General features: G+C 65.6%; 23 protein-coding genes, 1 tRNA gene and 1 pseudogene. 17 read left to right on the top strand and 8 right to left on the bottom strand.

Annotation, left to right across the window (positions count from 1 at the left end):
- Window positions 1-138: 138 nt before the first annotated feature.
- Window positions 139-1,137 (bottom strand): glycosyltransferase family 2 protein, encoded by a 999-nt coding sequence (locus CFR71_RS12000; RefSeq protein ID WP_110531423.1) that lies wholly within the window; start codon window positions 1,135-1,137, stop codon window positions 139-141.
- 336 nt (window positions 1,138-1,473) lie between these two features.
- Window positions 1,474-2,046, bottom strand: coding sequence for a TetR/AcrR family transcriptional regulator (locus tag CFR71_RS11995; protein ID WP_110531422.1), 573 nt, complete (start codon window positions 2,044-2,046; stop codon window positions 1,474-1,476).
- Between the two features lie 532 nt (window positions 2,047-2,578).
- Between CFR71_RS11995 and CFR71_RS11990 the strand changes: the two genes are divergently transcribed.
- The 7 genes from CFR71_RS11990 (at window position 2,579) to CFR71_RS11960 (ending at window position 9,350) form a co-directional block, all read left to right on the top strand.
- Complete coding sequence (locus tag CFR71_RS11990) at window positions 2,579-2,791, top strand: hypothetical protein (RefSeq protein ID WP_133251147.1); 213 nt, start codon at window positions 2,579-2,581, stop codon at window positions 2,789-2,791.
- Between the two features lie 345 nt (window positions 2,792-3,136).
- Window positions 3,137-3,412, top strand: a complete 276-nt coding sequence (locus tag CFR71_RS11985; protein WP_110531418.1) for a hypothetical protein — start codon at window positions 3,137-3,139, stop codon at window positions 3,410-3,412.
- On the top strand, window positions 3,409-4,623 hold the full coding sequence (locus CFR71_RS11980; protein WP_110531416.1) for a PBSX family phage terminase large subunit: 1,215 nt from the start codon (window positions 3,409-3,411) through the stop codon (window positions 4,621-4,623). Before CFR71_RS11985 ends, CFR71_RS11980 begins: the two co-directional genes overlap by 4 nt.
- A 153-nt stretch (window positions 4,624-4,776) precedes the next feature.
- Window positions 4,777-6,192 (top strand): phage portal protein, encoded by a 1,416-nt coding sequence (locus CFR71_RS11975; RefSeq protein WP_110531415.1) that lies wholly within the window; start codon window positions 4,777-4,779, stop codon window positions 6,190-6,192.
- Window positions 6,189-7,307, top strand: a complete 1,119-nt coding sequence (locus tag CFR71_RS11970; protein WP_110531413.1) for a DUF2213 domain-containing protein — start codon at window positions 6,189-6,191, stop codon at window positions 7,305-7,307. Before CFR71_RS11975 ends, CFR71_RS11970 begins: the two co-directional genes overlap by 4 nt.
- A gap of 244 nt (window positions 7,308-7,551) precedes the next feature.
- The gene (locus CFR71_RS11965) at window positions 7,552-8,292 is read left to right on the top strand and encodes a structural cement protein Gp24 (protein ID WP_110531411.1); all 741 of its coding nucleotides are present in this window, start codon (window positions 7,552-7,554) and stop codon (window positions 8,290-8,292) included.
- The gene (locus CFR71_RS11960) at window positions 8,292-9,350 is read left to right on the top strand and encodes a DUF2184 domain-containing protein (RefSeq protein WP_110531409.1); all 1,059 of its coding nucleotides are present in this window, start codon (window positions 8,292-8,294) and stop codon (window positions 9,348-9,350) included. The genes CFR71_RS11965 and CFR71_RS11960 overlap by 1 nt, the downstream gene beginning before the upstream one ends.
- A gap of 34 nt (window positions 9,351-9,384) precedes the next feature.
- Here CFR71_RS11960 and CFR71_RS11955 read toward each other — a convergent pair.
- The 4 genes and pseudogenes from CFR71_RS11955 to CFR71_RS11940 all read right to left on the bottom strand — a co-directional run.
- Window positions 9,385-9,675: pseudogene (locus tag CFR71_RS11955) on the bottom strand (transposase); the annotation flags it as partial.
- A 223-nt stretch (window positions 9,676-9,898) separates the two neighbouring features.
- Window positions 9,899-10,969, bottom strand: a complete 1,071-nt coding sequence (locus CFR71_RS11950; protein WP_133251146.1) for a hypothetical protein — start codon at window positions 10,967-10,969, stop codon at window positions 9,899-9,901.
- A gap of 32 nt (window positions 10,970-11,001) precedes the next feature.
- Window positions 11,002-11,685, bottom strand: coding sequence for a helix-turn-helix domain-containing protein (locus CFR71_RS11945; RefSeq protein WP_110531406.1), 684 nt, complete (start codon window positions 11,683-11,685; stop codon window positions 11,002-11,004).
- Between the two features lie 381 nt (window positions 11,686-12,066).
- Window positions 12,067-12,141: transfer RNA gene (locus tag CFR71_RS11940), tRNA-Gly, on the bottom strand.
- A gap of 244 nt (window positions 12,142-12,385) precedes the next feature.
- On the opposite strand from CFR71_RS11940, the gene CFR71_RS11935 reads away from it, so the two are divergent.
- Genes CFR71_RS11935 through CFR71_RS11925 form a run of 3 tightly spaced genes read left to right on the top strand, consistent with a single transcriptional unit; the run spans window position 12,386 to window position 14,337 of the window.
- Window positions 12,386-13,363 (top strand): tetratricopeptide repeat protein, encoded by a 978-nt coding sequence (locus CFR71_RS11935; RefSeq protein ID WP_110531404.1) that lies wholly within the window; start codon window positions 12,386-12,388, stop codon window positions 13,361-13,363.
- Window positions 13,360-14,109: an LON peptidase substrate-binding domain-containing protein gene (locus CFR71_RS11930; RefSeq protein WP_110531402.1), complete on the top strand. Its 750-nt coding sequence runs from the start codon at window positions 13,360-13,362 to the stop codon at window positions 14,107-14,109. The genes CFR71_RS11935 and CFR71_RS11930 overlap by 4 nt, the downstream gene beginning before the upstream one ends.
- A gap of 33 nt (window positions 14,110-14,142) precedes the next feature.
- Window positions 14,143-14,337, top strand: coding sequence for a Trm112 family protein (locus CFR71_RS11925; protein ID WP_110531400.1), 195 nt, complete (start codon window positions 14,143-14,145; stop codon window positions 14,335-14,337).
- Between the two features lie 163 nt (window positions 14,338-14,500).
- On the opposite strand, the gene panC is transcribed toward CFR71_RS11925, so the two are convergent.
- Window positions 14,501-15,367: a pantoate--beta-alanine ligase gene (gene panC, locus CFR71_RS11920; RefSeq protein WP_110531398.1), complete on the bottom strand. Its 867-nt coding sequence runs from the start codon at window positions 15,365-15,367 to the stop codon at window positions 14,501-14,503.
- Window positions 15,368-15,594: 227 nt separating this feature from the next.
- Here panC and CFR71_RS16570 point away from each other — a divergent pair, with 227 nt between their 5' ends.
- The 3 genes from CFR71_RS16570 (at window position 15,595) to CFR71_RS11905 (ending at window position 18,178) form a co-directional block, all read left to right on the top strand.
- Window positions 15,595-15,744, top strand: a complete 150-nt coding sequence (locus CFR71_RS16570) for a hypothetical protein (RefSeq protein WP_165829365.1) — start codon at window positions 15,595-15,597, stop codon at window positions 15,742-15,744.
- A 201-nt stretch (window positions 15,745-15,945) separates the two neighbouring features.
- Complete coding sequence (cysG, locus tag CFR71_RS11910) at window positions 15,946-17,343, top strand: siroheme synthase CysG (protein ID WP_110531394.1); 1,398 nt, start codon at window positions 15,946-15,948, stop codon at window positions 17,341-17,343.
- Between the two features lie 286 nt (window positions 17,344-17,629).
- A complete protein-coding gene (locus CFR71_RS11905) occupies window positions 17,630-18,178 on the top strand; it encodes a hypothetical protein (protein ID WP_110531392.1) in 549 nt (182 codons plus the stop codon).
- Window positions 18,179-18,519: 341 nt separating this feature from the next.
- Here CFR71_RS11905 and CFR71_RS11900 read toward each other — a convergent pair whose 3' ends face one another.
- Window positions 18,520-19,350 (bottom strand): aldo/keto reductase, encoded by an 831-nt coding sequence (locus CFR71_RS11900; RefSeq protein WP_110531390.1) that lies wholly within the window; start codon window positions 19,348-19,350, stop codon window positions 18,520-18,522.
- Between the two features lie 181 nt (window positions 19,351-19,531).
- Between CFR71_RS11900 and CFR71_RS11895 the strand changes: the two genes are divergently transcribed.
- The 4 genes from CFR71_RS11895 to CFR71_RS11880 all read left to right on the top strand — a co-directional run bounded on the left by CFR71_RS11895 (window position 19,532) and on the right by CFR71_RS11880 (window position 23,853).
- The gene (locus tag CFR71_RS11895; RefSeq protein WP_207781381.1) at window positions 19,532-20,569 is read left to right on the top strand and encodes a dipeptidase; all 1,038 of its coding nucleotides are present in this window, start codon (window positions 19,532-19,534) and stop codon (window positions 20,567-20,569) included.
- 148 nt (window positions 20,570-20,717) lie between these two features.
- Window positions 20,718-22,010: an adenosylhomocysteinase gene (gene ahcY / locus CFR71_RS11890; RefSeq protein ID WP_110531388.1), complete on the top strand. Its 1,293-nt coding sequence runs from the start codon at window positions 20,718-20,720 to the stop codon at window positions 22,008-22,010.
- 79 nt (window positions 22,011-22,089) lie between these two features.
- On the top strand, window positions 22,090-22,512 hold the full coding sequence (locus tag CFR71_RS11885) for a DUF3597 domain-containing protein (RefSeq protein ID WP_110531386.1): 423 nt from the start codon (window positions 22,090-22,092) through the stop codon (window positions 22,510-22,512).
- 282 nt (window positions 22,513-22,794) lie between these two features.
- A complete protein-coding gene (locus tag CFR71_RS11880; RefSeq protein WP_110531384.1) occupies window positions 22,795-23,853 on the top strand; it encodes a CorA family divalent cation transporter in 1,059 nt (352 codons plus the stop codon).
- The last annotated feature ends 38 nt before the right edge of the window (window positions 23,854-23,891 follow it).

The following is a 23,891-nucleotide window of genomic DNA, read 5'->3' as shown; positions in this document are numbered from 1 at the left end:
GTTGCCCCCAAACCCCCACCAAAGGTCGCGGACCTTTGGAAACCATGACTGCACGGCGTTTCCGATAATATGCTGAAGTCATAAAGGTTTTTGGTGAAGCTTTTTGCAAAAAGCTTCGAAGACCTGGCGGGTCGTTTTTCAGGCCATCCCCTGCCGGCCAGGTCCCGGCGCGGGGGGATCCTGTTCCACGATCCTGATGGCATGTGACAGGTAGGCGAGTTTCTTGATTTCCAGCCGGGCATGCTTGATCGCGTTCAGGACGATGCCACACAGCAGGCACATGCCCGACAGAAGCATCAGCCCGGTGGCAAGGACCGCCGACGGAAGCCGGGGGACAAGCCCGGTGCGCAGGTATTCCATGATGACCGCATTTCCGGTCAGCAGCCCGGACGCGGCGAACACCGCGCAGAAAAACAGGTAGAAGGGCAGTGGCTTTTCCCGCTGGATAAGGGAAAAGATGGTTTTCAGTATCCGCAGCCCGTCATGGTATGTCCGCAGCTTGGACGTTGATCCGTCGATGCGCTGGAAATACCGGGTGGTGATTTCGGAAATCGGCATGTCCAGTTCCAGGGCATGGACCGTCAGTTCCGTCTCGATTTCGAATCCTGATGCGCTGATGGGGAAGGATTTGACGAACCGCCTCGAAAAAACACGATATCCCGAAAGCATGTCGTCCATGCGATGACCGAAGATGGACATTACCAGGCCCGTCAGGACCCTGTTGCCCAGGACATGCCCGCGACGGTAGGCCGCCGCCTGATCGGTGACCCGCGCGCCATTGACCATGTCGAGTCCCTGTGTCGCGGCCTGCGCCAGCATGTCCGGGGCGGCGGAGGCGTCATAGGTCGCGTCGCCATCGACAAGGATGTAGTAATCCGCCTCGATATCCGAAAACATCCGGCGGACGACGTGTCCCTTGCCCTGCATCGTTTCCCGGCGCACGATGGCCCCGGACGCGGCGGCGATTTCGCGCGTCCGGTCGTCCGAATTGTTGTCATAGACGAAGATATCGGCCTGCGGCAGCAGTTCCGAAAAATCCCTTACGACCCTGCCGATGGAAATTTCCTCATTATAACAGGGGATCAGGACGGCAACCCTGATATCGTCCAGCCTGTCCCCCGAATGTCCACCTGGCATCTTGATCCGTTACCCTGCTGTTTCGCGACAGGCCCCATCCCCGTGGGCAGCATACATCCGTTCACCCGGCTTCGGGGTGCGTGCAAGACTTTGACACATACAGCGTGATGTATCGTCATTCAAGGAATGGGGCCGTCTGAAAAACAGTATCCTGACAGGAAACGATAAAGGTTTCCGGGCGCTGCCTGTTCCCGAAGGGCGACGCCATCCGAAGCTTCCTGAAAAAAGCTTCATCAAGAACTTTTGCAGTTTCGTGGTGGCATCGGGTCCCGTGTCAGGCGGCCGGCGCGGACGCCACCGCCGCACGCCGGCACGCCCGGCATGTGGCTGCGCTGGTTATTCCGGCAGCGCGTCCAGCAGGGTCGCGGCCGCGCGTTCCATCATCCGCCCGAACAGGCGCGGCGTTTCCAGCGCCTGCGACACCACCAGCGCGCCCTGGATGGCCGCCACCGTGTCCTCCGCCAGATAGGTGGCGCGCCCGCCCTCTATCCCCGTGCGGCGCAGCATGTCGCGCAGGGCGATGATCCAGCGGCGGAAAAAGACGTTGATGCGGCGGGCGAACTGTTCGCGCGTCGCACTTTCCTGCGCAAAGGCCCCCATCAGGCACGCCCGCCGCCCGGCGCGGTAATATGCGTCCACCGCCGCGAACATCCGCCCGATGGCGTCGCGCGGCGGGGCGGCATGGTTCAGCACGTCAAAGACATGTTGTGCAAACCACGCATCGACCTGCGCCAGGACCTGTTCGGCCATGTCGTGCTTGCCGCCGGGAAAGAAATGATACAGGCTTCCCTTGCCCTTGCCGGTCGCTTCCGTGATCTGGGACAGCGATGTGCCGGAATATCCGTGGACGCGAAACAGTTCCCCGATGCGGGTGACGGTCTCCTCATGGTCGGAAAGCGGGCTGGTCATGGGTGTCCTTGTCCGTTGGGCGTGTCTGGCGCGGCGGGCATATTACAATATCGCAGCCCCAACGGAACAGGCCCCCATGCGTTCCACACCCGGCAGCCATGAAACAGGAACACCCCCCGCATGGCGCGGCCCCACATATCGCCGCGCCGGACGGGGTACCCCCCATGGCGGCATATTTGCCATCATGTCCGGCCAGCATGCCAGACCAGCAAGTCAGATCAGCAAGTCAGGGCGACGTATCAGGGCAACGTGTGCGACGGTGTCATACGCAAAGTGCGCGGGCCGTCCGTCCCGTTACGCAACTGGTAATGATTATCAAGATCAGGCGTCGGGACTGGCGCAAAATCATATGAATACTGTTCATATGATGTAATATTACATAAATTCACTTTGTCTTGTCATGCGGAAAAATCATTGATTTCGCATTCAGCTTTAAAGAGTATGTAAATACATATTTTATAAAGTGTGCATTAACTTTTTTTGGTATATATAAGGGAACACGGCCCCCGTAACGGAGGAAGAGATGCAGGTCATGACGCATAATCACTTCAGGATTTCAGGCGGCCAGATATGGACCCCTCTGTCGCGTGGCGTGGAAAAGCGGATCGTTCTGGACTGTCCTCCCGGTCAGGTGGGGTTCGTCACCGATCTGCAGCCACCGTCCGCCGGTGTTGTTTATGAAACCCTCAATGATTTTCAGGAATGGGTGATGCTGCACGAGGCCGCGGCGCTGCAATGGGACTGACGCCCGCCCGCTGGTGTCCCCGTTCTGACGCCTTCTGTCCTTTTCTGTCCTGATGGCCGCATGCCGGGTCCGCGTCCCGGCGAATGGCCGGTTCCGCGCGATGGCGTGCGTGGACTGCCGTGACGGCATTTTCCCCGATTTTTTCATGACCCCCGCGATATTTTCTTGAGGGATGTCAGGTTCCGCGACATATTGCGCTTAATCGGTTAACGGTGCGTCCCGCGCCGGGCCACTATCAATCGCTGCGGTACACAGGGGCCGCGCCGATCCATCATGGGACCGGCGCGGCCCTTTTTCATATCGGGCGCGATTTCCATCTTGCGATCGTTACAGGAACCACCGCCGATGTCCGCACACAGCGACGGCGCATCCCCCCAGCACGCGCTGGAGGCGCAGTTGCGCGCCCATCGCGACGTGGTGGTGGCCGCGCTGCTGGAGCTTGCCTGTCATGCCTCGAGCGAGGCGACGCGCCTTGCCGCCCTGCGTGAAATGCTCGACCGGGGCTGGGGCCGGGTCGCGCCCGGCAGCGCGGACACGACAAGCGTTGCGGCCGCGCCCACGCTGGTCATCGCGCCCGCGCTGCTGTCGGGCGGGACGGATGGCGCGGGGCAGGGCGCATGAACACGGTGCGCGTGGAAATCCCGCCCGCCTGTGCCGACATCATGCGTCCCGCACGGTACAAGATCCTGTATGGCGGGCGCGGCAGCGGCAAGAGCTGGACGGTGGCGCGGGTGCTGGTGGCGATGGCCGCCACGCGTCCGCTGCGCATCCTGTGCTGCCGGGAATATCACAGCTCCATGGCGGATTCGGTCCGCAGGCTGCTGTCGGACCAGATCGCGGCGCTGGGGCTGGGGGCGTGGTTTTGCATTCGTGAAAACCTGATGACGACGACCGTCGGTTCGGAAATCCTGTTCCGTGGCCTTGGCCGTAATATCGAGGCGATAAAATCCACCGAAAAGGTCGATATCTGCTGGGTGGAGGAGGCACAGGCATTAAGCCGCGCCAGCCTCGACATCCTGCTGCCGACCATCCGCGCGCCTGGCTCGGAACTCTGGTTTACGTACAACCCCGAACGCGAGGACGCGCCGATGCACCAGATGATGCGCGCCCTGCGTGACGATCCCGACGCCATCGTGCGCCGGGTGGGATGGCGCGACAACCCGTGGTTCCCGCCCGAACTGGACGCCGAACGCCGCCGCATGCTGCGTCACGATCCCGACGCCTATGACCATGTGTGGGAGGGCGAATGCCGCACCCGCAGCGACGCCGTGGTGTTCGGCGGCCATGTGGAGGTCGCGGCGTTCGACACCCCGCCCGACGCGCGGCTGTATTTCGGCGTGGACTGGGGCTTTGCCCGTGATCCCACGGTCATGGTCCGCTGCTTCATCGCCAACGACATCGTGCATGTCGATCACGAGGTCTTTGCGACCGGGGTGGAAATGGACGACCTGGCCACCCTGTTCGACCATGTGCCGGGATCGCGCGAATGGCCGGTCCGCGCCGATGCGTCACGGCCTGAAACGATCAGCTACCTCGCCACGCGTTTTGGTTTCCGCATCACGGCGGCGGCGAAATGGCCGGGATCGGTGCAGGACGGCATCGCGCGGCTGCGGGCGTTCCGGCGCATCCGGGTCCATCCGCGCTGCGAAAACATCGCCCGCGAGCTGCGGCTGTATTCATGGCGGGTGGACCGGCTGACGGGCGACGTGCTGCCGGTGCTGGCCGATGGGTGGGACCACGGGATCGACGCCCTGCGCTATGCCCTGGATGGCGTCATCCGCAACCGCCGCCGCATGCCCGCCTTTACGCCCGCGGCCCTGCGCAGGATCTGACGCGTGCCCCTCAGGGGCTTTGCCCCCGAACCCCCACCAAAGGTCGCGGACCTTTGGAAACCATGACTTAAGTCTCAGGGTGCAGGGAGCGCGCTCCCTGCCGGGTCCGGGCGGCGCCCGGGTGTTGCATGCCCAAAAACGGACAGGACGACAATGAAACACTGGTTCCACCGCGCGCCCACGCCATCGCGCGTGCGGCGTGAACCGCGCGTCGTGCCGCATGCCGGCGCCATGCCGCGCTTTGGCCGCGCCACCACGCCCGCGCCGCCCGACGCGCGCGATGCCCTGCGTCCCTATGTCCCGCCGCCGGGGGTGCGCGAGGCCGGGGCGCTGGCGATGGACCGGGCGCTGTCGGGGGTGCATGACTGGGCCGGGGACGGGCTGTATGACGCGGCCGACCCGGCGGGGGACGCGATCGGCTTCCTCGGCTATCCCGTGCTGGCGCAGATGATGCAGCGCGCGGAGTTCCGCAAGCCTGTCGAGGTCATCGCGCGGGAGGCAACGCGCGAATGGGTGCGCATCACCACCCCCGGCACCGATGCGCCGGACCCCGCCCTGTCGGCGCGCGCGACGCAGCTGCGGACCGAAATGCGGCGCCTGCGCGTGCGCGAGGTGGTGCGCCGGCAGATCGTCCATGCGCTGGGCTTTGGCCTGGGGCATGTCTGGCCCGACCTTGGACAACCGCTGAGCAGCGCGGGACAGGACGCGCCGCTGGTGATCGGGCCGAACGGCATCGCCCGTGGCGCGATCAGGCGTTTCCTGAACGTGGAGCCATTGTGGACCACGCCCGACAGCTATAACGCCGACATGCCGCTGCGGCCCGATTACTTCCGCCCGCGCGCGTGGTGGGTGCAGGGGACGCTGGTGGACGCCAGCCGGATGTTTTCGATGGTGCCGTTCGAGGTCTCGGACATTTTCAAGCCCGCGTTCAATTTCGGCGGCCCCAGCCTGACGCAGATGCTGCGCACCTATGTCCACAACTTCCTGCGCACGCGCCAGTCCGTGTCCGACCTTGTCAGCAACTTCGCGACAAAGGTGCTCAAGACCGACATGGCCGGCGCGATGGGCGACGGGGACAAGGCAGGCGCGACGCAGGTCGATACCGACAGCCTGACGGGCCGGGTCGCGGCGATGAATGCGTACCAGTCGAACCACGGCACGTTCGTCATCGACCGCACGCACGAGGATTTCGCCATCGTCGCCACCCCGCTGTCGGGGCTGAGCGACCTGCAGGCCCAGTCGCAGGAGTTCATGGCCTCCATCCCCGGCATCCCGCTGGTCAAGCTGTTCGGGATCCAGCCGGCGGGGCTGAATGCGTCGTCGGACGGGGAAATCCGCGTTTTCTATGACGAGATCGCGGCGTTTCAGGAGGCACACGTGGCCCCGGTGCTCGATCGTATCTTCCGCATGGTGCAGATCCACCTGTGGGGGGAGGAAGACCCGCGCCTGGATTTCGCGTTCGTGCCGCTGTGGCAGATGGACGACGCGCAGCAGGCCGAAATCGAACAGGCCCGCGCCCGCATCGACGCCATCCGCGCCGCGATGGGCGCGGCGAAAGGAAAATCATGACCGGCATCCTTGCCCACGACCGCATCGGTTCGGTCCGCGTCACGGACGAGGACGGGCGGCTGTATGTCGCGCGGACCCATATTTCCAAGGCCTGCGTCAATGCCTACCGGGGGTCGGAAATCCCCGGCCACGCGGCGCTGGGCCTGCGGGCGGACGCGATGTACCGCCTGTTACGCGCGCCCGACGAACTGGCGCGCGCGGCCCCGACCTTCAACGCCATTCCCGTCCTGGCCGACCATGCGCACGTGTCGGCGGACAACCCGCGCCGCGACATCACCGTGGGCGCGACCGGCACCGACTGCGCCTTTGACGACCCGTACCTTGATAACGCGCTGGCGATCTGGGATGCCGACGCGATCGCGATGGTCCGCGATGGCGGGCGGCGCGAACTGTCGTGCGCCTACCGCTATGACGCGGACATGACGCCGGGGCGCTGGCGGGGACAGCCCTATGACGGGGTGATGCGCAACATTCGCGGCAACCATGTCGCACTCGTCCCCGCCGGGCGCGCGGGGCCGGACGTGCTGGTTGCCGATTCCGCACTACAGGAGAGCAATATGGCCCCCACACCGGCCCCCATGCCCGACGCCACCTTCAGCGTGGAGGTGATCGGCCACGCCCTGCGCACCGGCGCGCTGACGCCTGATACCGCGCCCGACGCGCTGGCCCGCGCGCTGCAGGCCGCAAGGGCGGAAATGGACGAAGCCCGCCCCACGCCCGCCATCCCGGCGGACCCGTCCGCGACGGACGGCACGCCATCGGATACGCCATCGGACACGCCTGCGGAACTGGCGTCGGATGCCGCCGTGCGTGACGCGGTGGCCCGTGCGCTGGACGCCGAACGCGCCCGCGCCCGCGCGATGGAGGACGCCCGCCGCGCCGTCCGCCCCCTGGTGGGCGACGTGATCGGCATGGACAGCGCGGACGCCATCTACCGCTATGCCCTGGCGCAGGCGGGACATGATGTTGCGGGCGTGCATCCGTCCGCCCTGCGCCCGATGCTCGATATGGTGGTCGGGACGCAGGGCGCGGCGGCGGGCGCGGTTGTCGCCGCCGACGCCGCGCCGGATTTCAATACCCGGTTCGGCGTCACCCGCGCGCCGCGCGTGCTGTAGGCTTCTGGCGGGATCGCGATCCCTGCATCCCGAGACTTAAGCCATGGTTTCCAAAGGTCCGCGACCTTTGGTGGGGGTTCGGGGGCAACGCCCCTGAATGCAGGGCCATCGATACATGCGACATCCGGGCGCCGCCCGGACCCGGCAGGGAGCGCGGCTCCCTGCACCCTGATACCTGAAAGCCGTGGTCTGCAGGGGGCCCGGGGCTCACGCGCGGTTTTACTTAAAAACATGGAGGCTATGCATGCCTTTTCCCAATACGGTCAATTACAACTGGCCCGTATCCTTTCCGGGCGCGTGGGCGTCGGAAAACCCGCGCCGGTCGGTGCTGGCGTGGGCCAATGGCCTGCGGGCGGGCACGGGCGGCGTAAGTGTCGCGGCCTTTGCATGGGTGCAGGCGGACGGGGCGTCGGTGCTGAACACGCCGCCGTCCGATGCGGCGACGGCGGCCACCGCCAGCGCGAGCGTCGCGGCGGGCGGCGTGTCCGCCATCGCGGTGACGTCCGGCGGGTCGGGGTATGGCGCCGTACCGACCGTCACACTGTCGGGCGGTGGCGGCACCGGGGCGCAGGCCACGGCCACGATTGGCAACGGCGTGGTGACGGGCATCACGGTGACGGCCCCCGGCACGGGATACACCACCGCGCCCACAATCACGCTGTCGGCCCCCGTGGCGACGCCCGCAGCCCCCGACGGGTTTGTCGTGCGTGAACAGCAGGGGCTGATGACGCAGTACCTGCAGGAAGCGACGATGACCATCCCGCAGGGCTTCATGGTCACGCTGGCCGATGGCGGCGACGTGTTCTGCGCCTGCGCCAGTGACGCCGCGCGCGGCGACGTGGTCTGTGCCTCCGTCACGGATGGCGGCATCACCGCCGTCGCGCCGGGGACGGACGCACCGGACGGGTATGTCGCGACCGGCTGGCGCGTCGCCCTGCCTGCCGCAACCGGCGGCCTGATCGCCATTACGAAAGATGCTTCCTGATGAATACACCCCTGTTTCGCAACGACGCGCCGGTGCTGGCGCGGCAGTATGGCATCCATCTTGAGGGCGTGCGCGACTATTTCCCCGCAGGCGGCCTGGCGATGGATGCCGATGGCGCAGTGACGGCGGCCAATTCGGGCATCCCGGCCATCTTCACCACCTATACCGACCCGGTGGTGATCCGCGCGCTGGTGGCCCCCACCCGCGCGGCCCAGATTTATGGCGAGGTGCGCAAGGGCGACTGGGTCACCGACACGGCGATGTTCCCCGTGGTCGAACTGTCGGGACGCACGGCGGCCTATGGCGATTACAGCGCCGATGGCGAGGTGGACGCCAACGCCAACTGGATCAGCCGCCAGTCCTTTCATTACCAGACCTGGACCCGCTGGGGCGAGCGCGAGGTCGCGCGCATGGGTGCGGCGCGCATCGACCTGGTGAACCAGCGCAACCTTGCCTCCATCTCCGTGCTGGGCAAGCAGCAGAACCTGACCTACCTGTTCGGGGTGGCGGGGCTGGAATGTTACGGCGCGCTCAATGACCCGCAGCTTCCGCCCGCGATCCAGCCGCTGCCGAAGGTCGCGGCCAACGGCACGGCCACGGGTTCGGCCGACTGGCTGGCGATGTCCGACCCGCTGCAGTGCTTTGACGACGTGCTGCGGCTGTATGCGCAGCTTGTCACCCAGATGGGCGGCAACCTGACGCTGGAGACGCCGATGACGCTGGTGATCCCGACGGAGCGCCAGCAGTGCCTGCTGTATGCCAACCAGTACAATGTAAAGCTGCGCGAGCTCCTGTCCGAAAGCCTGCCGAACCTGCGCATCGAAACCCTGCCGGAGGCCGGGACCGCGCTGGGTGGCGGGATGGTGGCCACCACGCTGATGCAGCTTTTCGTCAACGAGGTGGAGGGACAGGCCAGCGTTTCCACCGGCTTTACGGAAAAGATGCGCGCCCACGCGGTGGAGCGTCACTCCACCTCCGTGCGGCAGAAGAAATCGCAGGGCACGTGGGGGACGCTGTGGTTCTATCCGCAGGCGTGCGCCACCATGACGGGGATCTGATGGACATGGCGACATCGAACAATACGGTGACGGTCCTGTGCCGCATGAGGCTACCGAAAGCGACATGGATCATTACCTCCGAGACGTCGATCCTCTGCTCGTAATCCCGAACGAGGCGCTTCCAGCGCATTATCCAACCGAAAGTGTGCTCGATGACCCAGCGCCGGGGCAACACCTTGAAGCCCGTCTCCTTGTCGGAGCGGCGAATGATCTCGAGGACGAAATCCTGATAGGTCGCGGCATCCATAAGACGGGTGCGGTCGTAGGCACCGTCAGCGAACAGATGCTTGAGCCAGGGCCATCGCTTGCGAATGGCCACGATGATTGTTCACGCCCCGCCCTGGATGAGTTCCCATCACCCGCCGGGATGTCGTAAAAAATCGTTGTTTCTTCAGAGGTTTTTATAAACCTTCTGATAATGAATTGACAAAAGTTTTTGGGTGCCGCCTTTTTCAAAAAAGGCGGCGTCCTTTCGAAGCTTTTTACAAAAAGCTTCACCAAAAACCTTTATGATTTCAGTACATCTCTGGTCCTGCAGGGGGCGCCTCCTATCGCAGGGGATGGGTCCCGGACCCTGCGTGCGACGCGGTATCCAGTGCTGCGCTATCCGCCTTCAGGGCATTGATCGCGGCCTCGTGCAGGCGGTCGATCGCAACGGTGTGGAGATCTGCCACGGAAGCCACGCCAAGCCGGTGCGTCAGGACCGTCAGGACCCGCCGGTTGGCATAGCTGTGCGGATCGCCGGGATCGTCGCCCTGATTGTCGGTGAAAGCGTCAAGCACGCGATCCCTTGTCGTGCTGGCATAGGCGACCTCGACAAGCTTGGCGCGATATTCGAGCCGCCATGAGGGCATGCCCCCAAATCGCTTTTTGTCCGAATAATGCTGGCTTTCGTGGGCGAGGAAGTTTACCGAGAAATTCTCGTCGCTCAGGCTTTTGTAGGCCGGGACGACCACGAAAAGGCCCTCGTCGGTGGTCCAGCCCCCGGTCCCGGTGCGGTTGCACGTAAAATAGCTGCTCCAGCCACGGCTTATGAAACCGTCGAGGTAGTTGACCTGTGTCGCGTTGCCGCCTTCCGGCAGGGGAACATTTTCGATTTTCCGTGTGCTGCGGCGCCAGATCATTAAATCATGCAGGACGCCCGTTCGCCCTTCCTGCGAAAAGAGGCCATAGGACGTCAATCGTGCGCCAACCAGCGGTTCAGCGTCTGCGATATTGCTGACAGGACGGCCGAGGAGCCTTGCCAGACCGTCGGTGAGCGCCCTTTCTGCCGCCGGGCGGCCATCCACATCAAGTGCGGCCGCGCGCCAGTAGGTACGATACAGATGCAAAAGATCGCGCGTAAAGGCATTCACGTCAGGAGTATCTGATGTAACCGGCAATGGACCAGCAGCATTCAGGCGCAACAGGGCGCATTCGCGGAAATGACGATCCGTGGTGCCGAGTTGCGTCGGCGCGATGGATTGCAGCGCGGAGCGTGCCTCACGTCCCTGCGCACGCAGGATGGCGCCAATGGCAAGGCGTAATTCCTGTTTCGCGTCTGGCGTGGTTGTCGTCGTCGTCGCGATCGGGATGATGGTGGAGGCAGCGAGCAGGAAAGCAGGGATACTGGCGGGCATCAACATACTCACGTTCAGTAATTTTCCGTCTCCTACCAGTCCTGCATCGCATCGTCTTGAATGGATTTGACCCTCCATTCACGCGGTGAATACCCCGACGCCGCCCTGACCGTCCGGCAGAAATGCGCCTGATCCGCAAAGCCGCACCCCCCGGAAATCGCCGCCAGCGGCGCATTGGTCGTCGCAATAAGCCGCATCGCCCGCAGTAACTGGTTTTCCAGTCGGTACCGGCTGGGTGAAACGCCGAACGCCGCAAGGAAACCGCGACTGACCGTCGCGGGGGCCAGACCTGTTTCGCGTGCCCAGCGGGTGATGGAGACGGGCCTGCGCCGCAGCAGGGCGGCAAGGGCATCCGGCCAGTCGTCATTGCGGGGGGAAACGACGCTGACGGGTCGAAGATACCCCAGGACCGGCACCCCCTGCCGTGCCGCGACGATCAGGGCGTCAGGATCTTCAATGGTAAAAACCGGGGGCAGGGACATGCGGGCCGGGACGGGGATATTGATTATCCATGCGCCCGGGCGGGCAATCTCATTGTCATGGCATTCGAAAGCGGCGTGCGCGATAAGCTGCCCCGGTTCAACCGGCCAGCGGCCCCCCGGACCCCGTTCGCCATACGCACCATCCAGCAGCAGGGAGACATAGGCGGAACCGTGGCGATGTCGCGGGAGCCTGCCGGCCTCCAGTCTCTGTTCATGCGTCGGGCAGCCCAGCAAGATTGCATCTCCACTTCAGCAGAATGATTGACGTGGTCCTGTCAGGGGCCGTTTGGAAATAACCTGCTGGTGAAAAATAACAGAAGTTTTCGGGTGTTGCCTTTTTTTAAAGGGCGGCATCCTTCTGAAGCTTTTTATAAAAAGCTTCACCAAAAACCTTCATGATTTCAGTTGGTTGTCAGGTCCGTCTTTTCAGGCAGCCCCTGATTGGTCCCGTGAAGGTGTGGCATGGGCCGGGTCATGGCCGCGCGGCGGGGACGTGGGACAATCCTGCCCAGCCCATGCCCGGACGGGAAGGTATGTTCCTGTCCCGTTCTGTCTGATTTTTATCTGTCTGGGAAAACCGACTTTACCATAAACCGCAGTAAACTGCCGGTTTTCTGGAGCGGGCGATGGGATTCGAACCCACGACCCCAACCTTGGCAAGGTTGTGCTCTACCCCTGAGCTACGCCCGCGCTCCGTGTCGGTGAAGGGGTGTTTACGGAACAGGTGCCTGTTGCGCAAGGGGGAAAATGCATCCGCGCATGTTTTTTTTCATCTGGCGCGGCGGAGGTTGCGTGACGCGGTGGGAATGACAATCTATCGGTATGAAATGATGCCATCCCGTCCGGCGGGGCAGGCGGGGCCGTGCCGCAGGGCGCGGGCCGATGCACCGGGGCGCGGATGGCCGTGACACAGCCAAGGCAGGATCAAGGTTCCATGGACTATATCATCGGTCAGTCCCCGTCCCCCAACGCGCGTCCCGGCGCCCCGGCCGCCGCGCCGGGTGCCGCATCCGCGCCGGGGGGGGCCGTGATTTCGGATGGCAACCAGAACACCTTCATGCGTGATGTGGTCGATGCCAGCCGCACGGTCCCGGTCCTTGTCGATTTCTGGGCGGCCTGGTGCGGGCCGTGCAAGAAGCTGACGCCGGTCATTGAAAAGGTGGTGACGGCGGCGGGCGGGCGCGTGCGCCTGGTGAAAATCGACGTGGACGCCAACCAGGCGCTGGCGCAGCAGCTGGGCAAGATCGGCCTGCCGCTGCAGTCGATCCCGCTGGTCGCCGCCTTCTGGCAGGGGCAGATCCTTGACCTGTTCCAGGGCGCCCAGCCCGAAAGCGAGGTCCGCCGCTTCGTCGAAGGCGTACTCAAGGCTGCGGGCGGGGCGCTTCCGGCGGCCGACCTGATCGACATGGCGCGCAAGGAACTTGACGAAGGCCGGGCGGAGGCTGCCGCCAGCGCCTATTCGCAGGTGCTGGAGATCGAGCCCGAAAACCCCGTCGCGTGGGGCGGCCTCGTACGCGCGCTGATCGTCATGGGTGATGAGGAAGGGGCGGCCGACGCCCTGCGCGACGTGCCGGCCGCGATCGCGGACCATGCGGAAATCAAGGGAGCGCGCGCGGCCCTCGACCTCAAGCGCGAGGGACGCAAGGCGGCGGAGGAGGCCGAAAGCCTGCGCGCCCGCCTTGCCGCCAACCCGAAGGATTACGCGGCCCGATTCGAACTGTCGAGCGCGCTGAACGCGGCGGGCAAGAAGGCCGAGGCCGCGGACGAGCTGCTGACGATCATGAAGGAAGACCGGTCGTGGAATGACGACGCCGCGCGCCTGCAGCTGATCCGCCTGTTCGAGGCATGGGGCCATGACGATCCCGCCACCGTCGCCGCGCGCCGGCGCATGTCCTCGCTGCTGTTTTCATGACGCCACGCCATGACCCGCTGGGCAGTGTCGTCGAACATGACGGCATCCCCCGCCGCATCCCGCTGATCCAGGACATGACGCTGGCGGATTTTCCGGCGGAAATCGGCCTGTTTCCGCTGGACGAGGCGCTTTTGCTGCCGCATGGCAAGCTGCCGCTCAACGTGTTCGAGCCGCGCTACGTGGCGCTGGTGGAGGACGCCCTGCGGGAGGGGCGGATGATCGGCATGATCCAGCCGCGCGAACGGCGCGGCATGGTGGTGTCCGACGACAGCCATGGCGATCCCGACGACAACCCGCCGCTGTATTCGGTGGGATGCGTCGGGCGCATCACCTCCATGACCGAACGGGCCGATGGCACCTATGGCATCACGCTGACGGGGCTGGCGCGCTTTCGCCTCCTGCGTGAGGCGGGGACGCGGCGGGGATATCGCGTGGCGCGGATCGACGTGTCGGGATTCGCGGCCGACCTGACCGATCCGGAGGAGGAGGTCGCCTATGACCGCGAACGCCTGCTGGAGTCGCTGCGCCGGTTCTGCGCGCAGCAGGGGCTGAGCACCCAGTGGGAGGCGCTGCATGAAATGGACGACGCGACGCTGCTGGTGATGCTGCCGATGATCTGTCCCTTTGCCACGGCGGAAAAACAGGCGCTTCTGGAATCGGGCAGCCTGGCGGAACGCGCCAATACGCTGCGCATGCTGCTGGAGATGGCTGGACATGAGCCGGACGAGGGTGCATCCCCATCGTGAATTCCCATCGTGACTTATGCCGGAGGCGTCCTCATGACCGATAAGCCCACTTCCCCCCCGCTTGACCCGCGGCTTCTGTCGGTGCTGGTGTGCCCGGTGACCAAGGGGCCGCTGGTCTATGACCGCGAGGCGGGCGAGCTGATCAGCAAGCGCGCGGGCCTTGCGTTCCCGATTCGCGACGGCATCCCCATCATGCTGCCGGACGAGGCACGTCGCCTCGCCCCCTGAAAACGGTTTTTTCGGATAAGATAACAGAAGTTTCTGGTGAAGCTTTTTGCAAAAAGCTTCGAAAGAACGCCGTCTTTTCATATGAAAGGCGGCACCCGGAAACTTCTCTGACAATTCCTTCTATCCCGAAGGCAGGCCGGGATGCAGGGATGACGACGCCCGCTCAGCCGGCTGGCGCGACATCCACCCCGTCGATCAGCCGCACCGAATCCAGCCATGCCGCCGCCAGCAGGCGTGCGGGCGCCGTGGGCGATTGCGTCAGGGGTGCCAGGTCGGACGCGGCGCGGAGTTCGAGGTAATCCACCGCGTCGAATCCCGCCGCCAGCAGGTCGGCGCGCGCCTGTTCCATCGCGGCGGCCGGGGCCTCCCCCGCCGTGATGCGCCCGGCGCAGCGTTGCAGCACCTGCGGCAGGGCGCGGGCGCGGGCGCGGGCATCGGCCGACAGGCGGCGGTTGCGCGATGACATCGCCAGCCCGTCCTCCTCCCGCCGGGTGGGGCAGGTGACGATATCCACCGGCAGGTTCAGGTCGGTCACCATGCGGCGCACGACATGCACCTGCTGGAAATCCTTTTCCCCGAAAAAGGCATGGTCGGCCAGCGTCTGCATCAGCAGCTTGCACACCACCGTCGCCACGCCGTCGAAATGGCCGGGCCGCGCCCCGCCGCACAGCCCTTCGGACACGCCGCGCACCGAAATGGTGGTGGCGAATCCGGGGGGATACATCTCCGCCGCGTCGGGGACATACAGTACGTCCACCCCGGCTTCGCGCAGCAGGGCGGCGTCGGCGTCTTCCGTGCGGGGATAGGCGGCAAGGTCGGAGGCATCGTCGAACTGCTTCGGGTTGACGAAGATGGTCACGATCACCCGGTCGCACATCGCGCGCGCGGCGCGGACCAGCGACAGGTGCCCTTCGTGCAGGGCGCCCATCGTGGGCACCACGCCCACGCGCAGGCCGCCGCGTTTCCATGGCGTGGCAATGATGCGCAGGCCACGGACGGTGCGCGCGATGGTCATGTGCGGGGTGGTCATGGAAGCTGTCCTCAGTGTCAGTGGCGCAAGGCGGGCCGGTATCGGAACATGGCCCGTCGCGGCGGGATTTCGCCATGCCGGCGCGGACCCTTTCCCTTTCCTTTGGGGGATCGGCGCGGTGTGCGCAATATGCAAACATCCGCTGTATCACGGTCGTGGCATGATGGGTCGTGACCGGGGGGATGCTTTTCTGCTATGTTGCCCACCCTGTCGTGCTGGAGGCTTGCTTGACCCGCTTTGTCCATGTTCTTGGCCTGTTTGCCTTCGTGCTTGCGCTGGCGGCCTGTTCTTCTGTCACGCCGGGCAAGGTGGACCGCCGCGCCGACTGGCAACGCTGGGGCTATGCCGAGGGGCTGAAGAAAGTCTCCTCCTACTGACCTGCCCCCATGCATGGCGCGGTAATACACTGAAATCATGAGAGTTTCTGGTGAAGCTTTTTGCAAAAAGCTTCGAAGGACGTCGCCTTATTCAGATGGAAGGCGACGCCCGGAAACTTTTATCATTTTTTGATCGACAGGCTATTTTCAGACAGTGCCCTGGTGTTGTTGGAGCCGCCGGCCGGGGCCGGGGAGTGATGCATGACCCAGCCCTCTTCCGATCCCGCATGGTTCCCGCTTTCGCTGCGCCTTGACGACGCGCCGGTGCTGGTGGTCGGCGGCGGCGACATCGCCGTGAACAAGACGCGGCTGCTGCTGGCGCACCGGGCGCGCATTTCCGTCATCGCCACGCGGCTGGTGGCGGACATGCAACGCTGGGCGGAGGAGGGACGGCTGGCCCATATCGCGGCGCAGGCGTCGGATGATACGCTGCGGGCCGCCATTCCCGGATCCCGCCTTGTCTATGCCGCGACCGATGACCGGGCGCTCAACCGCCATGTCGCGGCGATCGCGCGCGGGATGAACGTGCCGGTCTGCGCCGTGGATGATCCCGCGCCCTCCACCTTCATCACGCCGGCGCAGGTCCATCGCGGGGCGGTGCGCATCGCTATTTCCACCGGCGGCGCGGCCCCCGTCCTGGCCCGGCGGCTGCGCGCGCAGGTGGAGGCGATGATCCCCGACGGCACCGGCGCGCTGGCCGATTTCATGCGGGCCCGGCGGCAGGACGTGGGCGCGGCGTGTCCCGACATCGGCCGCCGCCGCCGCGTGTGGGAGTCCTTTCTGGACGGGGCGGGGGCGCAGGCGGCCCGCGTGGGCGACATGGCGCGCGCGGGCCGGATTCTGGACGGCCTGATCGCGGGGAAGGCGCCGGGGGGCGAGGTCTGGCTGGTCGGCGCGGGGCCGGGCGACCCGGACCTGCTGACGCTGCGGGCGCTGCGCCTGATGCAGGACGCGGACGCGGTGCTGTATGACCAGCTGCTGTCCCCCGACCTGCTGGACCGGGTGCGGCGGGATGCGGAACTGGTGTTCGTGGGCAAGCAGCGCGACCGCCATACCATGCCGCAGGCCGACATCAATGCCGAACTGGTCCGGCGCGCGCGGTTGGGCCAGCGTGTGCTGCGGCTGAAGGGCGGGGACCCGTTCGTCTTCGGGCGCGGGGGGGAGGAAATCGAGGCCCTGATGGCGGCGCGCGTGCCGTTCCAGGTCGTCCCCGGCATCACGGCGGCCAATGGGTGCGCCGCCTATGCCGGGATTCCCCTGACGCATCGCGACTGTGCCCAGTCGTGCATGTTCGTCACCGGCCACGCCCGCGCCGACGGGGTGCTGGACCTGCCGTGGGACAGCATGGCGCGTCCGGGACAGACGATCGTCATTTACATGGGCGTGACCAGCCTGCCCGCGCTGTGCGCCGGGCTGACGCGCCATGGCCTGCCGGGCGACTGGCCCGCCGCCATCATCGAACGCGGCACCCGCCCGGACCAGCGCGTCCTTACCGGCACGCTGGCGACCCTGCCGGCGCTGGCCCGTGACAGTGGCGTGGGCAGCCCCGCGCTGGTGATCGTGGGGCAGGTGGTCAGCCATCGCGTGATTTCGCCCTGATGCCTGCGGCGTTTCAGACCTCCTTAGAAGTTTTTGGTGACGCTTTTTGCAAAAAGCTTCGGAGAACGCCGCCTTTTTAAAAAAAGGCGGCACCCAAAAACTTTTGAACTTTTATCGCCGGACCGGTTTCGGGCCATCGCGCCGTTCTGATGCGCGGGGCGTTTCCATGTTCAGGGGAAAGTGAGGGGCGGGCCGATTTTTCTATTGAAAATAAGAATTATTATCATCTAAGGTCGGGAACAGGATGAACCCCCAAGGAGCCGGGCATCGCGTGTCCGGAAAAGCCATGTCCTGTTATGCAACCGTTCTGTCCGATCTTCCCTGTGGTGAACGACTGGCGGTATGGACCGTCCGCCGTCTGGTCGGCCCGGCACGACAGATACCGTCATGTTCCGTTGGTCCGGACGGTGCTGGCCTGTCGGTGAACGCGCGACCGCCACTCGGGTTGTTCCTGCCGTGCGATCGTCGCGAATTTGCCGATGTCGCCCGTGCCTTTGACAATGCGCTGGGATGGATGTCGCGCCATCGCCTGCCGTTGCCCGATATCGCGATGGCCGGGGTGATGCGGGTCACCGAAACCGAACGCCGCCTGCTGGCGGCCACGGCGGCGGCGCAGGCCGGGCATGACGATGACGCCCGCGCCGCCCTGCATGACGTCAGCGCGCACGAGGGCGTGGCCGCGCGGCTGATGCCCGCCATCACGCTGCTGGGCGCGTGCCTGGCGGGGGCGGGATACTGGCTGGGCGCGCGGGTGACGCGCCCGGCGCTGCATCGCGCGCCGCATTACGCCATGGCGATGCGGCCATGCGCCACGCCATCCGCCCGGATGGCCTGACCCGGCGACGCACGCGGCCGTGTCGCCCACCGGCAGGGCGGGAACGGCCGAACGCCGCCCACCCGCCCCCTTCCGACACGCCGACGGCGCGGGATGGGGACAAGGCAGGCGGCGTCATTTTCAGGTCGGGTCAATCAGGGAGACCACAGGGAGGCGCATCGGGTCGTCCCCCGGCGGCCCTGACATCTGCCTGAAAGGACAGCCCGACAATATCCAGAAATCATGAAGGTTTTTGGTGAAGCTTTTTGCAAAAAGCTTCGAAAGACGCCGCCTTTTCAGATGAAAGGCGACACCCGGAAAACCCCCTGTTTTCTATCGGCAGCCTGTTTTCAGGCAGCCCCTTATTCCTCGGTGCAGGTGGCGGGGTCGGGGCCGGTGCGGTTGTTGCCATCCAGCGCGTCGAGGTCGCGCATGTCCGCGTCCGACAGCTGGAAATCGAAAACCTCGATATTCTTCTTCATGCGTTCGGGATGCGCGCTCTTGGGCAGGGGAACGGCCCCGACCTGGATGATCCAGCGCAGCAGGACCTGCGCGGGCGTGCGGTTATGGTGCTGCGCGATCCGGCCGACGACCGGGTTTTCCAGCACGCTGCCACGGCCCAGCGGGCTCCACGCCTCGGTCAGGATGCCCAGCTTCTTGTGCAGGGCCAGGGACTCCTTCTGCGCGAAATCGACATGCAGCTCGATCTGGTTGACCGCGGGGGTTACGCCGGTGGCGTCGATGATGCGCTCGATATGTTCGGGCAGGAAGTTCGACACCCCGATGGAGCGCACGCGGCCGTCCTTCTGCAGCTGCACCAGCGCCTTCCAGCTTTCGACATACTGGTCCTTCATCGGCAGGGGCCAGTGGATCAGGTAGAGGTCGATATAGCTCATCTTCAGGCGCTGCAGGCTGGCGTCAAAGGCGCGCAGGGTGCTGTCATACCCCTGGTCGCGCCCGCGCAGCTTGGTGGTGACGAAGATGTCGCCGCGTCCCACGTCATAGCTGATGAGGCCGGTGCCGACCCCGGATTCGTTGCCATAGTTGGCGGCCGTGTCGAACAGGCGGTAGCCACAGTCCAGCGCCTCGCGCACGGCCTTTTCGGCCTGCGGGTTGTCCAGGGGATACGTGCCATAGCCGATGGCCGGGATCTTGTGCCCGTCATTCAGGCGCAACAGGGGAATGTTCTGCATCTTTGGTTCCTTCGCCTCGCTGAGTGTCCGGCCTGCCGGCGCGCGGGGGCGCGCCGACGTGGATCGACCGGAGGGATGGAGTAGCCAGTCCCCAGACTAACGCCCCCGGGGCATATCGGTTTAATGCCCGGTTTTCAGGACAGCCCTGCGTATGCTTCATTGTGGCAAAAGGATGACAGCCATGAATGAACCAACCATCTCGGCGGTGCAGGCGATGCACCGTTCGATCCTGACACTCGACACCCATGTCGATATCCCCTGGCCCGACCGGGGCGATTTCGCGACCGGCGCCTCCTCGCGCTGCGTGGACCTGCCGAAAATGCGCGAGGGCGGCATGGGGGCGGCGTGCCTTGTCGCCTATGTAGGGCAGGGGCCGGTCAGCGGGGCGGGCCATGCCGCCGCGTCGGCCAAGGCGCTGGCGATGCTTGACGTCATCGCGGGCGTGGGCGACGTGCCGGGGGTGCGGGTGTGCGACACCGCCGACGCCCTGATGGCGGCGCACGCGGCGGGGGAGGTCGCGATCATCCCGGCGGTGGAAAACGGATACACCATTGGCGAAGACATCGGCCTGCTGGCGCGGTTTCGCGCGCGCGGGGCGCGTTACATGACGCTGACGCATAACGGTCACAACGCGCTGGCGGATTCGGCGCGCCCGATGGCCCACCTCGGCGATGAGGCGGAACCCCATGGCGGCCTGTCGACGCTGGGCCGCGCGGCGGTGGCGGAAATGAACCGGCTGGGCATGCTGGTGGACGTGTCGCACACGTCGCGCAAGACGATGATGCAGGCCGTCGAGCTGTCGCGCGCGCCGGTCTTTGCCAGCCATTCGTGCGTGCGCGCCCTGTGCGACCATCCGCGCAACCTCGACGACGGGCAGCTTGACGCGCTGAGGGCATGCGGGGGGGTGATCCACATCACCGCGATGGACGCGTTCCTGTGCCCGCGCGACGTGCGCCAGACCCATCGTGTCGGCGTTCCGGATTTCGTCGACCATATCGATTACGCGGTAAAGCGCATCGGCATCGCGCATGTCGGCATCTCCTCCGACTTTGACGGCGGCGGCGGGATCGAGGGATGGGCCAACGCGGCGCAGGCGCCCAACCTGACGGCCGAACTGATGCGCCGTGGCTATGATCATGCGCAGATCGCGGCCCTGTGGGGCGGCAACTTCGTGCGCATCCTGCGACAGGCGGAGGAGGTCGCCGCGCAAACGCAATGACCCCTGGCGCGTTGCGTGCGTCAGGCCCCGTGTCACTCCCCGTGTCACTCCCCATGTCCGTGCGGCGTCCATGGGCCCGCGCGCTCTGGATCTGCCGGGTGGGAGGGGCTATACCCACCTCCGTCAAACAATAAATTCAGGACAGGTCATGACGACAGATTACAAGGTCAAGGACATCTCCCTTGCGGATTGGGGACGTAAGGAAATCGCCATTGCCGAAGGGGAAATGCCCGGCCTGATGGCGCTGCGCGAGGAATATGGCAAGTCCAGGCCGCTCAAGGGCGCGCGGATCGCGGGCTGTCTGCACATGACCATCCAGACCGCCGTCCTGATCGAGACGCTGACGGCGCTGGGCGCGACCGTGCGCTGGTCGTCGTGCAACATCTTCTCCACCCAGGACCAGGCGGCGGCCGCCATCGCGGCGACGGGCGTGCCCGTGTTCGCGTGGAAGGGCCTGAGCGAGGACGAATTCTGGTGGTGCATCGAACAGACCATCAAGGGCCCCGATGGCTGGACGCCGAACATGATCCTCGACGATGGCGGGGACCTGACGACGCTGATGCATGAAAAATATCCCGACATGCTCAATGACGTGCGCGGCGTCTCCGAAGAGACGACGACCGGCGTGCATCGCCTGTGGGACATGGCCAAGAAGGGCCTGCTGCGGGTCCCGGCCATCAACGTCAACGACAGCGTGACGAAGTCGAAGTTCGACAACCTGTATGGCTGCCGCGAAAGCCTGGTGGACGCGATCCGTCGCGGCACCGACGTCATGATGGCGGGCAAGGTCGCGGTCGTCGCGGGCTATGGCGACGTGGGCAAGGGCTCGGCCGCGTCCCTGCGCAACGCCGGCTGCCGCGTGCTGGTGACCGAGGTCGATCCCATCTGCGCGCTGCAGGCCGCGATGGAAGGCTATGAGGTCGTGACGATGGAAGAGGGTGCGCCGCGCGGCGACATCTTCGTCACCGCGACGGGCAACGAGGACGTCATCACCATCGACCACATGCGCGAGATGAAGAACCGCGCCATCGTGTGCAACATCGGGCATTTCGATTCCGAAATCCAGATCAGCGCGCTGCGCAACTTCAAGTGGGAAAACATCAAGCCGCAGGTGGACGAGGTCGTCTTCCCCGATGGCAAGCGCCTGATCGTCCTGTCCGAAGGCCGCCTGGTGAACCTTGGCAACGCCACGGGCCACCCGTCCTTCGTCATGTCCGCGTCGTTCACCAACCAGACGCTGGCGCAGATCGACCTGTGGACCGCGCCCGAGGGCAAGTACGAAAACAAGGTCTATACCCTGCCCAAGCACCTGGATGAAAAGGTCGCCTTCCTGCACCTGGCGAAGGTCGGCGCGCACCTGTCGAAGCTGTCGAAGAAGCAGGCCGACTATATCGGCGTGCCCGTCGCCGGCCCGTTCAAGAATGATCTGTATCGTTACTGAGACGCGTCGCATCTGCTATCACGGATCCGAGAGTCCCGGCCTGCCGGCCGGGGCGCCTTAGGAAACAAGGAACGATTGCATGAGCATTTTTGGCTCCATCCTGTCCAAGATCTTCGGCTCTTCCGAGGCGAAGGCCGCAACCCCCGCGGCCCCGGCCGCCGCGCCTGCCGCAGCAAAGCCTGCGGCACCCGCCCCGGCTGCTGCCGCCCCGGCCCCGGTCGCGCCTGCCGCCCCCCCGCCGCAGCCCGTCGATGTTGACGCGGTGCTGAGCGCCATGGCCGCGAAGAACCCGGAAAAGCTGAACTGGAAGACGTCCATCGTCGACCTGCTCAAGCTGCTGGGCCTCGACAGCTCGTTTGCCGCGCGCAAGGAACTGGCGGCGGAACTGCATTACACCGGCGACACCAACGACTCCGCCGCGATGAACATCTGGCTGCAGGGCCAGGTGATGAAGAAGCTGGCCGAGAATGGTGGCAAGGTCTCGCCCGACCTGATGAAGTAATCATTACGGTTGACCGGACCATGGGGGCGGAACCGGGCGGCCATCACTGGCCCGCCGGGTTCCGCCCCCGTTTTATGTACCCACCCGCGCCCGTGTCCCCGCCCATGTCCCGTCCATGTCCCCGCCCGCGGGCCATGCCCGCCGCGCCCCGCGCAGGCCGAGCGGTGCCCCCCGGTGCCGCCGGATGCCGCGCCGGGCGCCTCCATGGGGGGCGGTTGCGCCACCCCGGCCATCGTGCAAGATGGGGACACGACTGCCCGAGGCTTTCCGGATACCCCGCCCATGTCCGACATGCTTTCCCCCGTCCCGAACGCCCCGACGCAGCCCGGCCCCGCGCCGTCCCTGCCGCCGGGGGTCGATGGCCTGGTCTGGGCCATTGCGTGCCGCCCGGGCCACAGGCCGGAAAAGCTGGATGCGGAACAGATCGCCCGCGCGCTGTCAGGCGCGCCGCCCGATGAACCCGACGCATGGGTATGGCTGCATTACGACATCGTCCACACCGCCACGCGCGCGCTGGTGCAGGCGATCGCCTGCCTGCCGGAGGAGGCGCGCGCCGCGCTGGGCAATATCGACCGTGGCACCCGGCTGGAGGTGGAGGGCGACATCGTCTATGGCGCGCTGCCCGGTTTCGACGACAGCATGTCGGAGGATGACAAGAACCTTTCGGCCTGGCGTTTCGCGGTGCTGCCGGACCTGCTGATCACCACGCGCCGCCAGCCGGTGCCCGCCCTTGGCCTGATCTACCGCTACATGCAGCGGGGGGAGCCGTTTGCCTCCCCGGCGGAGGTGGTGGACCGCACGCTGCTGGAATTCGCCGATACGGTCCGCCGGAACATCGCGCTGCTTGACGATCACCTCGACCGGGCGGAGGACCTTCTGCTGACGCTGGACCAGCATACCGATTTCGGGCGCATCAGCGGCCTGATCGGGCGGGTGCGGCGGCGTTCGACGGAACTGCGGCGCGTCATCTCCCCCGTGGACCGCATGTTCCGCAGCGAGGACCTCGAACTGCCCGAATGGGCGGAAGACGACCTGCGCGACCGTTCGCAGCGCCAGATCCACGCCGCGCTGGATGACCTGCTGGCGTTGCAGGACCGCGCGCGCTCATTGCAGGACGAACTGGCGTCGGGACAGGCGGAAGAGACGAACCGCCGGCTGTACACCGTGTCCATCGTGACGACGCTGATGCTGCCCGCCACCTTCGTCACCGGGTTCTTCGGCATGAATACCGGCGGCATGTTCCTGGCCGAAGGGCGCGCCGGCACGATCGAGGCAGGGTGCATCTGCTTCCTGTTCATGGTCATCACGTGGCTGCTGCTCAAGCTGATGAAGCTGCTGTAACCACCCGCCATGGCGCGCAGGGCAGGACTGACGGCGTT

This window comes from Novacetimonas pomaceti (genome assembly GCF_003207955.1).
In the GTDB taxonomy this organism is placed as follows: Bacteria; Pseudomonadota; Alphaproteobacteria; order Acetobacterales; family Acetobacteraceae; genus Novacetimonas; species Novacetimonas pomaceti.
The sequence above is the reverse complement of the archived record's forward strand: the minus strand, read 5'-3'. Positions and strand labels throughout refer to the sequence as shown.

Coding starts and splice junctions, on each gene's coding strand:
- CFR71_RS11950 (WP_133251146.1), bottom strand. CDS start 10,969: ATGCCCGCCAGTATCCCTGCTTTCCTGCTCGCTGCCTCCACCATCATC.
- CFR71_RS11880 (WP_110531384.1), top strand. CDS start 22,795: ATGTCCGACATGCTTTCCCCCGTCCCGAACGCCCCGACGCAGCCCGGC.
- CFR71_RS11980 (WP_110531416.1), top strand. CDS start 3,409: ATGAACACGGTGCGCGTGGAAATCCCGCCCGCCTGTGCCGACATCATG.
- CFR71_RS11985 (WP_110531418.1), top strand. CDS start 3,137: ATGTCCGCACACAGCGACGGCGCATCCCCCCAGCACGCGCTGGAGGCG.
- CFR71_RS11925 (WP_110531400.1), top strand. CDS start 14,143: ATGACCGATAAGCCCACTTCCCCCCCGCTTGACCCGCGGCTTCTGTCG.
- CFR71_RS11965 (WP_110531411.1), top strand. CDS start 7,552: ATGCCTTTTCCCAATACGGTCAATTACAACTGGCCCGTATCCTTTCCG.
- ahcY (WP_110531388.1), top strand. CDS start 20,718: ATGACGACAGATTACAAGGTCAAGGACATCTCCCTTGCGGATTGGGGA.
- cysG (WP_110531394.1), top strand. CDS start 15,946: ATGACCCAGCCCTCTTCCGATCCCGCATGGTTCCCGCTTTCGCTGCGC.
- CFR71_RS11970 (WP_110531413.1), top strand. CDS start 6,189: ATGACCGGCATCCTTGCCCACGACCGCATCGGTTCGGTCCGCGTCACG.
- CFR71_RS11930 (WP_110531402.1), top strand. CDS start 13,360: ATGACGCCACGCCATGACCCGCTGGGCAGTGTCGTCGAACATGACGGC.
- CFR71_RS12000 (WP_110531423.1), bottom strand. CDS start 1,137: ATGCCAGGTGGACATTCGGGGGACAGGCTGGACGATATCAGGGTTGCC.
- panC (WP_110531398.1), bottom strand. CDS start 15,367: ATGACCACCCCGCACATGACCATCGCGCGCACCGTCCGTGGCCTGCGC.
- CFR71_RS11900 (WP_110531390.1), bottom strand. CDS start 19,350: ATGCAGAACATTCCCCTGTTGCGCCTGAATGACGGGCACAAGATCCCG.
- CFR71_RS11885 (WP_110531386.1), top strand. CDS start 22,090: ATGAGCATTTTTGGCTCCATCCTGTCCAAGATCTTCGGCTCTTCCGAG.
- CFR71_RS11990 (WP_133251147.1), top strand. CDS start 2,579: ATGACGCATAATCACTTCAGGATTTCAGGCGGCCAGATATGGACCCCT.
- CFR71_RS11975 (WP_110531415.1), top strand. CDS start 4,777: ATGAAACACTGGTTCCACCGCGCGCCCACGCCATCGCGCGTGCGGCGT.
- CFR71_RS11905 (WP_110531392.1), top strand. CDS start 17,630: ATGTCCTGTTATGCAACCGTTCTGTCCGATCTTCCCTGTGGTGAACGA.
- CFR71_RS11960 (WP_110531409.1), top strand. CDS start 8,292: ATGAATACACCCCTGTTTCGCAACGACGCGCCGGTGCTGGCGCGGCAG.
- CFR71_RS11995 (WP_110531422.1), bottom strand. CDS start 2,046: ATGACCAGCCCGCTTTCCGACCATGAGGAGACCGTCACCCGCATCGGG.
- CFR71_RS11895 (WP_207781381.1), top strand. CDS start 19,532: ATGAATGAACCAACCATCTCGGCGGTGCAGGCGATGCACCGTTCGATC.
- CFR71_RS11935 (WP_110531404.1), top strand. CDS start 12,386: ATGGACTATATCATCGGTCAGTCCCCGTCCCCCAACGCGCGTCCCGGC.